Source organism: Pseudomonas sp. P7758 (assembly GCF_013386485.1).
Classification (GTDB): domain Bacteria; phylum Pseudomonadota; class Gammaproteobacteria; order Pseudomonadales; family Pseudomonadaceae; genus Aquipseudomonas.
On record NZ_JACARS010000103.1, the window covers coordinates 91,128 to 102,672 of the forward strand.

General features: G+C 61.6%; 10 protein-coding genes. 6 read left to right on the top strand and 4 right to left on the bottom strand.

All coding sequences use genetic code 11. From position 1 onward, the window contains the following. Positions 1-52: 52 nt before the first annotated feature. Together HX873_RS21985 and HX873_RS21990 are read right to left on the bottom strand one after the other, a co-directional pair. Positions 53-931 (bottom strand): TIGR02285 family protein, encoded by an 879-nt coding sequence (locus HX873_RS21985; protein WP_177123192.1) that lies wholly within the window; start codon positions 929-931, stop codon positions 53-55. Further along, the gene (locus HX873_RS21990) at positions 931-2,130 is read right to left on the bottom strand and encodes a CaiB/BaiF CoA-transferase family protein (RefSeq protein WP_177123193.1); all 1,200 of its coding nucleotides are present in this window, start codon (positions 2,128-2,130) and stop codon (positions 931-933) included. The genes HX873_RS21985 and HX873_RS21990 overlap by 1 nt, the downstream gene beginning before the upstream one ends. A gap of 145 nt (positions 2,131-2,275) precedes the next feature. Between HX873_RS21990 and HX873_RS21995 the strand changes: the two genes are divergently transcribed. From HX873_RS21995 to HX873_RS22020, 6 genes are all read left to right on the top strand, one after another. Further along, positions 2,276-2,818 carry a YaeQ family protein gene (locus HX873_RS21995; RefSeq protein ID WP_003209567.1) on the top strand — a complete coding sequence of 181 codons (543 nt, stop codon included), beginning with the start codon at positions 2,276-2,278 and terminating at the stop codon, positions 2,816-2,818. Between the two features lie 186 nt (positions 2,819-3,004). Beyond that, a complete protein-coding gene (gene recJ / locus HX873_RS22000; RefSeq protein WP_008438230.1) occupies positions 3,005-4,714 on the top strand; it encodes a single-stranded-DNA-specific exonuclease RecJ in 1,710 nt (569 codons plus the stop codon). A gap of 151 nt (positions 4,715-4,865) precedes the next feature. Continuing rightward, complete coding sequence (locus HX873_RS22005; protein WP_003209564.1) at positions 4,866-5,972, top strand: NADH:flavin oxidoreductase/NADH oxidase; 1,107 nt, start codon at positions 4,866-4,868, stop codon at positions 5,970-5,972. A gap of 192 nt (positions 5,973-6,164) precedes the next feature. Then, positions 6,165-6,665, top strand: coding sequence for an ATP-binding protein (locus tag HX873_RS22010; protein WP_177123194.1), 501 nt, complete (start codon positions 6,165-6,167; stop codon positions 6,663-6,665). Further along, complete coding sequence (locus tag HX873_RS22015; protein WP_177123195.1) at positions 6,649-7,185, top strand: GNAT family N-acetyltransferase; 537 nt, start codon at positions 6,649-6,651, stop codon at positions 7,183-7,185. The genes HX873_RS22010 and HX873_RS22015 overlap by 17 nt, the downstream gene beginning before the upstream one ends. Positions 7,186-7,382: 197 nt before the next feature. After that, a complete protein-coding gene (locus HX873_RS22020; protein ID WP_003209560.1) occupies positions 7,383-7,568 on the top strand; it encodes a hypothetical protein in 186 nt (61 codons plus the stop codon). Positions 7,569-7,613: 45 nt separating this feature from the next. Here the strand turns inward: HX873_RS22020 and HX873_RS22025 are convergent, their stop codons facing one another. Together HX873_RS22025 and HX873_RS22030 are read right to left on the bottom strand one after the other, a co-directional pair. Continuing rightward, positions 7,614-9,239 carry a glucan biosynthesis protein D gene (locus HX873_RS22025; RefSeq protein ID WP_102368202.1) on the bottom strand — a complete coding sequence of 542 codons (1,626 nt, stop codon included), beginning with the start codon at positions 9,237-9,239 and terminating at the stop codon, positions 7,614-7,616. Between the two features lie 361 nt (positions 9,240-9,600). After that, positions 9,601-11,463 carry an NAD(P)/FAD-dependent oxidoreductase gene (locus HX873_RS22030; protein WP_087695108.1) on the bottom strand — a complete coding sequence of 621 codons (1,863 nt, stop codon included), beginning with the start codon at positions 11,461-11,463 and terminating at the stop codon, positions 9,601-9,603. Positions 11,464-11,545: the final 82 nt, after the last annotated feature.

An 11,545-nucleotide genomic window follows, 5' to 3' on the forward strand; every position in this document is an offset into this window, starting at 1 on the left:
TAACCCCGAGTTGTCTCCCCACTGCTCGGGGTTTCTTTTTGCCTGCGATTTGTCATGGGCTCGGGGCATCCTGGAAAAACGTCGGGTGGTCTTGCAGGTATTGCTCACGCATGACCGGGTCGAGCCATGAGGCGTAGGACTGTCGCAGTTGCTCCTGCGGGATCTCGCGCAGCACCTGATTGATCCGCTCGATAGCCGTGCGGCCTGAGGCGTTATCCGTGCAGGCAATCCGGGTCAGTTGATAGGGCGGGGTGCCTTTGATGGGGTAGAAGATCAGCTCCTGTGGATCAATGCCTTGTTGCAGCGCCTGGTAGCGCACTTCTGTCCAGTAACCCAGCACCGCTTCCAGCCGCCCCTTTCGTTGCATCTGCAGCAGGCTGCCGAGGGCGTCATTGCCGTAATGCGGCGCCAGTTTGTGAGCACTGGTGTGCTTCAGCGCTTCATCGATGATGGGGCCGTAGCTGCGTTCGGCGATGATGCCAAGGCGCGCATCCCGTGCATTCAAAAATGCCTCCAGGTCGAACCGTCCATCCACCACAAACGGCGCCAGCAGCGCCCGCTGACCCTGGCGGATTGTCACCCCGTTGCTCACGGCCGCGAAGGCCTGGGCGGAAAACACGATGGTTTTAGCGCGCTCCGCCGTCCACAGCAGGGACGGGTCGCAGGTAAGCGTGCCGGGGTCGCGGAGCATCTGCATGCCACGCGCGCGGTTCACGTGGAGGATCTGATGTCGATACTCCGGCATGTGTTCGGCGAGTATCGGCAGCAGTTGGTCGAGGGCGCCCTGGCCTTTTTGCGGGCCTTCGAAAATCGTCACTGGCGGCAGGTCACGCAACAGCCAGATCAAGGTTTCCTGGGCCTGGCTCGACAGTGGCCAAGTCCCGAGCAGTGAACCCAGGAGGCAGAGTCGAATGATGAAGCGCCGGCCCATCAGATCGCGCCGTTCTCACGCAGGCGAGTAACGGCGGCCGCATCGTAGCCCAATTCAGCGAGCACCACGCTGTTGTGCTCGCCCAACTGCGGTCCGACCCATTCACAACTGCCCGGTGTGTCCGACAGTTTGGGCACGATGCCGGGCATCTTGAAGTCCTTGCCGCCCGGGAGCTGCGCCTTGAGGAACATCTCGCGGGCGAGAAATTGCGGGTCTCCCAGCATGTCTTCCGCGCTGTAGATACGGCTGGCGGGCACTTGGGCCTTGTTCAACTGTTCCACCACTTGCTCAAGCGGCAGCGAGTTGACCCAGCGATCAATCACCCCGTACAACTCATCGCGCCGGCTGTCGCGGCCATCGTTGCTGGCCAGTGCCGGGTCGTTGGCCAGGTCGTCGCGACCAATGGCTGACATGAAGCGCTTGAAGATCGCGTCGCCATTGGCGCCGATCTGCACATGCTTGCCATCTTTGCTGGTGTGGATCGAGGAGGGCGTGATGCCGGGCATGATGTTGCCGGTGCGCTCGCGGATAAAGCCGAACACGTCGAACTCCGGGATCATGCTCTCCATCATCGCGAAGATCGCCTCATACAGCGCCACATCCACCACCTGGCCGAGCCCGCCATTCACTTCACGATGACGCAGGGCCATCAGCGCCCCGATCACGGCCCACAACGCCGCGATCGAGTCCCCGATGGAAATCCCGGTGCGCACCGGCGGGCGGTCCTCGAAACCGGTGATGTAACGCAGGCCCCCCATGGATTCGCCCACCGCGCCAAACCCTGGCTGGTCCTTCATCGGCCCGGTCTGGCCAAAGCCCGAGAGGCGCACCATCACCAGTTTCGGGTTCAGGGCGTGCAAGGTTTCCCAGCTCAGGCCGAGCTTCTCCAGCACGCCAGGGCGAAAGTTTTCGATCAAAATGTCGGCATCCGCCAACAGTTGCTTGAGGATCGCCAGGCCGTCCGGGTGTTTCAGGTTCAGGGTCAGGGATTTCTTGTTGCGCGCCTGCACAAACCACCACAGCGAGGTGCCTTCATACAGCTTGCGCCACTTGCGCAGCGGGTCGCCGCCATCCGGGGATTCGACCTTGATCACCTCGGCGCCGAACTCGGCGCAGATGCGCGACGCAAACGGGCCGGCGATCAAGGTGCCGAGTTCGATGACTTTCAGGCCGGCAAGTGGTTTGGCGGTAAACGACATGAGGAACCTTTCGGGCAGGGCAGGGATGTGAGCCTTTTAACATAGGCGAGTGGCGCAGTGATAAGGATGATGCAGCGCAGGATTCGTTGAATCACCTCGCCATCGGTTAGACTTGCCGCCTTTCCCTGTCTCTAGAAGTCCGTTCATGGCCCAGCCGTCCACGACCTACAAGTTTGAACTCAACCTCACCGACCTTGACCGTTCGGTGTACGAGAGTGTCAAGCAGACCATCGCCCGCCACCCTTCGGAAACCGAAGAGCGCATGACCGTGCGTTTGCTGGCCTACGCGCTTTTCTACAACGAGCAGCTGTCTTTCGGTCGTGGTCTGTCAGATGTAGACGAGCCGGCGCTGTGGGAAAAAAGCCTGGATGATCGCGTCCTGCACTGGATCGAAGTCGGCCAGCCGGACGCGGACCGCCTGACCTGGTGTTCCCGCCGTACCGAACGCACGACCTTGCTGGCCTACGGCAGCTTGCGCGTCTGGGAAGGCAAAGTGGTGCCGGTGGCGAAGAACCTGAAAAACGTGAGCATCGCCGCCGTACCCCAGGAAATCCTGGAAGTCCTGGCCAAGGACATGCCCCGGGTGATCAAGTGGGACGTGATGATCAGCGAAGGCACGATCTTCGTGACCGATGACCGTGGGCAGCACGAAGTCCAGCTGGAATGGCTGGCTGGCGAGCGCGGCTGAAACGTCGATAACTGATTGGACGCTGGTCGAGTGTGGGAGCTGTCGAGCTTCAGCGAGGCTGCGATGCAGGCGCTGCGGTCTGACAGGTACACCGAGGTGATCCCATCGCAGCCTCGCTGGGGCTCGACAGCTCCTACAAGGGATCACCGCTAATTTTCAACATTAAAGAGAAGCTTCCGTCACCCCATGCGTATCGATCCTCGCCCGTTGCCCGCCGTCCTGCCATTCCTCGGTGAATTGCCACCGTTGTTGACCCGTCTCTACGCCGCACGCGGGGTGCAATCGGAAGCCGAGCTGGATAAAAGCCTGGCGCGGCTGATCCCGTATCAGCAGCTCAAGGGCATCGATGCCGCGGTGGACTTGCTGGTGACGGCCCTGGAGCAGCGCCAGCGGATCCTGATCGTGGGTGACTTCGACGCCGACGGCGCCACCGCCAGCACCGTGGGCACCCTGGGCCTGCGCTTGTTGGGCGCCGCCCATGTCGACTACCTGGTGCCCAACCGTTTCGAATACGGCTACGGCCTGACCCCGGAAATCGTCGCCGTGGCCCTGCAGCGCCAGCCACAGCTGCTGATCACCGTGGACAACGGTATCTCCAGCGTCGAAGGCGTGGCGGCCGCGAAAGCGGCGGGGCTCAAGGTGCTGGTTACCGACCACCACTTGCCGGGCGACGAACTGCCCGCAGCCGACGCCATCGTCAACCCGAACCAGCCGGGCTGTGAATTCCCCAGCAAGGCCCTGGCGGGTGTGGGCGTGATCTTCTACGTGCTGATGGCCCTGCGTGCGCGCTTGCGCAGTTTGGGTTGGTACGAGAACAAGCCGCAGCCGAATATCGGCGAACTGCTGGACCTGGTGGCCCTGGGCAGCGTGGCCGACGTGGTCCCGCTGGACGCCAACAATCGCATCCTGGTCTACCAGGGCCTGGAACGCATTCGTGCCGGTCGTGCCCGGCCGGGGATCAAGGCGATCCTCGAAGTAGCCAAGCGCGATCACGCCCGCATCACCTCCACCGACCTTGGTTTTATCCTGGGCCCGCGCCTGAACGCCGCCGGGCGCCTGGATGACATGAGCCTGGGTATCGAGTGCCTGCTCACCTCGGATTTCGCCGCCGCCCGGGAAATGGCCGCGCAACTGGACGGCATGAACCAGGACCGCAAGTCCATCGAACAAGGCATGCAGCGCGAGGCCCTGGCCCAGCTCAAGGACTTGCCGGTGGAGTCGATGCCGTATGGCTTGTGCCTGTTCGACCCGGAATGGCACCAGGGCGTGATCGGCATCCTTGCCTCGCGCATGAAAGAGCGTTACTTCCGCCCGACCATCGCCTTTGCCGACGCCGGTGACGGCCTGCTCAAGGGCTCCGGGCGCTCCGTGCCGGGTTTTCATATTCGTGACGCGCTGGCCGTGGTGGCCAGCCAGCACCCAACGCTGATCGCCAAGTACGGCGGCCACGCCATGGCGGCGGGTCTTACCTTGCCCGAGGCCAACTTCCCACTGTTCGCCGAGGCCTTTGACGCCGAAGTGCGTCGGCAACTGCGCGAAGAAGACCTGACGGGCCGGCTGCTGTCCGACGGCACCCTGGCGGTTGAAGAGTTTCACCTGGAACTGGCCCGCGCCCTGCGCAACGCCGGGCCGTGGGGCCAGCATTTCCCAGAGCCGTTGTTTCACGGGGTGTTCCAACTGGTGGAGCAGCGCGTCGTCGGCGAGCGCCATCTGAAGGTGGTGCTCAAGAGCGAGTGTGGATCGGTGAAGCTCGATGGCATTGCTTTCGGCATCGACCGCGAGATCTGGCCCAATCCCACCATTCGCTGGGTGGAACTGGCCTACAAGCTCGACGTGAACGAGTTCCGTGGCCAGGAAACCGTGCAACTGATGATCGCGCATATCGAGCCGCGCTGAACCCTGTGCAATCCTCTGTTGTCGACTAGTCTCTAAGCACTGTGTGATCGGTCTTGTGACCTTGTCTTATTTCAGCCCGCCGGGGACGGGTTTTTCGTCGACCTTTCAAACAGAACCCTGGAGCCTGCCCACTGCATAAAAGAGGTGCCCCATGAGTCTGCTGCTTGAACCCTATACCCTGCGCCAACTGACCCTGCTCAACCGCATCGCCGTGTCACCAATGTGCCAGTATTCCAGCGTCGATGGCCTGGCCAATGACTGGCACCTGGTGCACCTCGGCAGCCGTGCCGTCGGTGGCGCCGGGCTGATCTTTACCGAAGCCACCGCCGTGACTGCCGATGGCCGCATCACCGCCCAGGACCTGGGCCTGTGGAACGACGAACAGATCGAACCGCTGCAACGCATCACGCGCTTTATCAATGCCCAGGGCGCGGTGGCGGGCATTCAACTGGCCCACGCCGGGCGCAAAGCCAGCACGCACCGGCCATGGATCGGCAAGCACGGCAGCGTCAAGCCGGAAGATGGCGGCTGGGTGCCGGTGGGCCCTTCGCCGATTGCCTTCGATCCGCAGCACACTTCACCCAAGCAACTCGATGAAGGGCAGATCCAGCAAGTGATCGCTGACTTCGTCGCTGCCGCCAAGCGCGCGTTGACCGCCGGTTTCAAAGTGGCGGAAATCCATGCCGCCCATGGCTACCTGTTGCATCAATTTCTTTCGCCGCTGAGCAACCAGCGTCAGGACCAGTACGGCGGCTCGTTCGAAAACCGCATCCGCCTGGTGCTGCAAGTGACCACGGCGGTGCGTGAGGCCTGGCCGCAAGAGCTGCCGCTGTTTGTGCGGGTCTCGGCCACCGATTGGGTCGAGGACGGCTGGAACCCGGATGAAACCGTCGAACTGGCGCGCCGCCTGAAAGACCTGGGCGTCGACCTGATCGACGTCTCCTCGGGTGGCACCGCGGCCAATGCGGAAATTCCTACCGGGCCCGGCTACCAGACCCGCTTTGCCGAGCGTGTGCGCAAAGAGTCGGGAATCGCCACCGGCACCGTGGGCATGATTACCGAGCCCGCCCAGGCCGAGCACATCTTGCGTACCTGTCAGGCCGATATCATTTTCCTCGCCCGTGAACTGTTGCGTGACCCGTACTGGCCACTGCATGCCGACGATGACCTGGGCGGGCGCAAAGCGACCTGGCCGGCGCAGTATCAGCGGGCTACGCATCGCGACCAGCCGATTCATGAGTCGGACTTGCGGGATTAACCTTGCGTAGGAAAACGCCTGAAGCTAATGTCGAAACTATGACTCTATTACTGAACGCCTCGATTATTCCCACCCTCCAGGAGAGGGTGGGCTGACGCGTGCTGGAAAAGCATGAAAAACCCGCCCTTGATCCGGCGGGTTTTTTATTGCCCGCCGATCACCGGCCAAGCCCTGCGACACAAGGAGAAGCTCATGTTGCACCTGATCTGCGGCAAAATCGCATCCGGTAAATCGACCCTGACCCAGCAGTTGTCGCAAGCCCCACAGACGGTATTGATCAGCGAGGATGAGTGGCTGTCACGCCTTTATCCCGGACAGATCCAGGCTCTGGGCGACTACGTGCGCTGCACCGGCCACCTGCGCGATGCGTTGACGGCCCATATCATCTCGTTGCTCAAAGCCGGCGTCTCGGTGGTGCTGGATTTTCCCGCCAACACCCTGGCCAGCCGCCGCTGGATGCGCTCATTGTTCGAAGGCGCAGGCGCTGACCATCAATTGCACTACCTGGATGTGCCGGACGAGGTCTGCAAGGCACGCCTGCGTGCGCGCAACGCGGAGGGTACCCACGCGTTCGAAACCAGTGACGCCCAGTTCGACTTGATCACCGGCTATTTCGAAGCACCGACACCTGCGGAAGGCTTCAACCTTGTTCACCATCAACCCTTGGAAGCACAGCATGTTGATCAAGTGTGACCTGACCGAAAAGGACCTGCCGTTGCTGGCGCTGATTGACCGTACCGAACGGATCGATGCGTGCTATCGCGTGGAGCACGGGGAGTTGCTGCTGTACCCCGAGCACCACGACATGCGCGGCTGGCCCGAAGGCGAAGCCGAGCAGGATGCCGTGGCCTTGCAGGCGTGCCTGAAGCGCGGCGGGTGGCTGCACGGTGTGTTTGACGATGCAAAGCTGCTGGCGGCCGTGGTAGTGGACAACCGGGTTATCCTCAACCAGGGCCTGCGTATGCGTCAGCTCAAATTCCTGCATGTGAGCCATGGGGCCCGTGGCCTGGGCCTGGGTGGCCAGCTGTTTGCCCTGGCCTGTGAACACGCCCGTGCAGCCGGGGCCGAGGCGTTGTACGTATCGGCCACGGAATCGCGCAATACGGTGGAGTTCTATCTGCGGCTCGGCTGCCGGTTGCTCAAGCAGCCGGATCCCGAGCTGTTTCAACAGGAGCCGCACGACATCCACCTGTACCGGCCGCTTGTGGGATAACGCTGTAGGTCATTGCCCTGCAAGCGTTTTTTTAAGTGATTACTCTAAAAAAGTCCCACGCCCTGCAAGATAGTTTCTACGCTTAAGGTAAGCATGATTTCTGGCCCAGGAAATCAGCTTGTTGATCCTCGCAGGTCGCATCGCGGGATGGGGTTATGGGCAACCAGGAGCAGTTGATTGATACGAGGAGACAGTCCATGGCCAAGTCTTATGGTGTAGCGGGGGTGTTGTCGTCTTTTCTGGCCCGCAGGATGTCGCTGCGCAGCCGGCGCCTGAGTTCGGACGAAGAGCAATTGCTGGAACAGTACCGCGCCCTGACCGAGAGTGATCAGGTGGCGATGCGGTACTTGATCGGGGCGATGAAGAGTATTTCGCGGTTCTGAAGATCCCGAAGGGGCGTTCCCACGCGAGCGTGGGAACGTTCGGTATCAGGTGTACTTGCGCTTGTCTGGTGCAGGTGGGAAGTATTGGTACAGCCAGGTTTCGCTCAAGGTGCGGTCCTGGGTGCGGATGAACAGCCGCAGTTCAACCGGCTCGACGCTGTCGCTGGTCGGGTACCAGTCAAACAGAATTCGATAGCCCTTGATGGCATCCAGTACCAACACGCTGAAGTCTTTGACCTCACCATGGGAGCAGGTCACCACCGGCTCGATCCCGGTGCCTTCAGGCAGACGATCCAGCCCGCCGCCGTTGAAGTCCACGGCAAAACGCCGCGCCCAGACTTCGGGGTAGTGCTCGCCCGGCGCCCAACCTTCGGTGAAACCGCCCATGCCCGAACGGGTGGCATTGACCTGCGCCAGTGGCGTGCTGACCGGCGGCAGGGCGCTCCAGTAGAGCTTGTAGCCGTAGTTCAGGGATTCGCCGGCAGCGACGGGCTTCTTCGGGGTCCAGAAGGCCACGATGTTGTCCAGGGTCTCGCCGGTTGTAGGAATTTCCAGCAGATCGATAGAGCCTTCGCCCCACGCGGTTGTAGGTTCTACCCACAGGCTTGGGCGTTTGCTGTACCAGTCCACCGTGTCCTGATAGCTGGCGAACTCATGATCGGTCTGCACCAGGCCGAAGCCTTTCGGGTCGGTGTCGGCAAACGCGTTGAATTGCAGGGTAGCCGGGTTGTTCAGCGGGCGGCAGATCCACTCGCCATTGCCGCGCCACATGGCCAGGCGATCCGAGTCGTGGATTTGCGGGTGAATGGTGTCGCACATCCGCCGCTCAACGGTGCCGCAGCTGAACATGCTGGTCATCGGTGCGATGCCCAGTTGCTCGATGGCGGTACGCGCATTGATATGGGCGTCGATGGCCATTACCACCTGGTTGGCCTGGCAGTCGATATCGAAGCGATAGGCACCAGTGGCGCTCGGCGAATCCAGCAGGGCGTAGACCACGAAGCGGGTGCTGTCCTTGTCCGGGGTTTCGAACCAGAACTTGGTGAAGTCCGGGAATTCCTCGCGCTTTTTCGCGTAGGTGTCGATGGCCAGGCCGCGTGCGGAAAGGCCGTACTGGCCGGTGGAATCCACCGCACGGAAGTAGCTGGCGCCGAGGAAGGACAGCACGTCGTGGCGGTCCAGTTCCGGGGCCTTGAACAGCTTGAAGCCGGAGAAACCCAGGTCGCCGGTCAACTGCTTGGTGTCTACCGTGGTTTTTTCATAGTTGAACAGCGAAGGGCGGAAGTGCACCTCGCGGGCCTGGCGGGTTTTCGGGTCGACGCTGTACATGCGCACCGGCGTCTTGAAGCCCATGCCGACGTGGAAGAACTGCACGTCCAACTGGCCGTTCAATTCTTTCCACAGCGAATGCTTGCCGTCGTAGCCGATGGCGTTGAAATTCTGCGGGGTCATGGTCGCCAGGGTCGGCGGCAATACCTGCTTGGTGTCCTGGTAGCGATTGCTTGCCAACTGCTTGGCCTGGATCTTCAGGGCCTCGAAATCGAAGGCCTGGGCCTCGCCATCAGCGGCGCGGTTGCCCGCCCAGGCCTGGGCGGCCAGCAGGCCACTGGCCGACAGACCGGTGTAAGCCGCGATGGCCATGGACGCTTTGAGCAAATTCCTGCGGTGCATAAATACAACCTGTCGTGAACAATCCCGCGCCGTTCCTGGCACGTGCTGGATCAAGGAAAACGGTTCGGACATGCCTTCGGCCAAACGCAACGGACATTAAACAGATACCAAATAGCTTAAGCGGTTCGGTGCGCAAGGAAAAATGATTGATGGCGGGTTGATGGCGCTGCATATGAAACAAGACGTTTCTGTGGAAACCGTGTGGCGAGGGAGCTTGCTCCCGTTGGGGCGCGAAGCGACCCCAGCTCAGACTATCGAGATCCTTCAGGGATATCTCGATCGCCTGGTTTGGGGCTGCTGCGCACCCCAGCGGGAGCAAGCTCCCTCGCCACAATAATCTCTTCCTTCAGGAATGCCGGGATCAGCCCACTTCGCCTACTGCTCGATATGCCTCATCAATCGCCGCATGGGCATAAGCGCTCCACGCGGCATCCGAGTTGGCGATGCTCACATGTCCCACCGGCTGGCGCGCCAGGTCCTTCAGTTTTTCGCTTTCATCGGCATCGTCAAACAAGCTGTTGGAGAAGGTCGCATAGCCGTGTGACCAACGGTTGACAGTGATCGCCAGAATGTCGGTCTGGTGGTTGAAACCGCCCGGGCCGAGCATGCGCTGCAGCTGATCCCGCAGTTGCGCTTCCAGTTGTTCAAATGTCTGCCCATACAACTTGCCCCGCCCGGCGCGGGCCTGGTCGCGGCCGTTCATGCCGCTGTTGGGGCTGGTGGGCACGTACACCATGTGCAAACCAATCGGCTGCGTCGGGTCGCGCGGGTGCTCGTAGCCGCCCATGCTCACCGGGTAATCCAGCTTGATTCGGCTGTAAGGCTGGGTCGCTGCATAAATCTCGTGCACCCCCAGCTTCTGGAACGAGGTCCAGTTGCGCACCACCACTTTGGTGTAGACCAGCGGGTACTTCACGTTCTGGCTCAGGGCCTGGGCTTGTTCTGCCGGCAGATCGCGCAGCAGGTACGGGATCATCATGTTGTAGCAGGCCAGGATGCAGCGTTTGCCGCGTACCTGTGCGAGTTGGCCGCCACGGCTGTAGCCGATGTGCACACCGTCACCGACGTTACGCACACTGACCGCAGTGCTGTTCAAACGCACCCGCACCGGCGTCCTGGGCTGATCAAGCCTGGCGTAGTCAAACGGCGCCAGCACGATGTCATCCATGGTGTGCCCCGGTGCCACTGCCGGAATCAGGCTGCGCACCAGCAAGCGTGCCAGCGAGGCGTTGCCGTCGGGGAAGTGGTAGATGTAGGGTTCTTCCATTTCTGCGGCGGCTTCTTCGCTGATCGGTGCCAGGTTCATTCCGCCGAAGCCAGGGAAACCCACACTGTAGGCATCAGCCGACGCCACCGCGTCGATACTCAAGGCCATGAAGTCGTTGGTGCGGCTTTGGAAGTACTTCACCGCGCCTTCCGAGAGTCCTACGTTCTTGAGCAGGAAATCGCGGTAGCTGGTGGCCGCGAGGTACTCGGCCTTTTCCTCGGCAGTCTTGCCCGGCAGGTAATCCTTGGGCGCGACGTGCAAGGCAATCAGCGCCTGACGGTCGGTTTCCGGCAGCGGGAAATCATTGATGAAGTCGCTGATGGAGCGCGCATGCAACTGGTCCGGGGCGATGTCGTCGGCGACCATCGGCGTCGGGTCGCCGGTCACCAGTTTGTCTTCGCCAAAGTTTTCCTTGTCGAAGAACACCCCGCGGGACAAACCCAGGCCCGGGTAGAACTGGCGGTCGAAGGCGGTCTCGAAGCGCTTGATGTTCACCCCGAGTTTTTTCAACAGCCCGTTTACTTCCTTGCTGTAAAGATGATTCGGTGACTGGAACGCTTCGCTGCCGCCGTAGCCGATGATCAGCCGGCCACCGGCCTGGAACTCATTGCGCTTGGCATGGCCGCCGAAGTCGTCGTGGTTCTCCAGGATCAGGATCTTCGCCTTCGGGTGCTTCTCACGGTAGAACCACGCCGCCGACAAACCGCTCAAGCCACCGCCGACCACCACCAGGTCGTAGTCTTCGGTGATCGGCAGTTTATCGGTGTCGAAGGCCTTCTTTTCCCAGCCCATCTGGTGGGCAACTTCGAATGAGCCGACATGGCTGCCGCGCAAGCCGGTGAGGGCGGGCGGGTAGTAGCGGCCATCGGGAGCGGCCTGGAGGATTTGCAGCGGGGTCATACCGGCGGCAATCGTGATAGCGACGCCGTTGAGGAAGTCGCGGCGGGTGATGTCCATGGGAACCTGCGAATTATTTATTGTTATTAGGAGAGCCCCTGTGGGAGCGGGCCGTTGTGGCGAGGGAGCTTGCTTCCGCTGG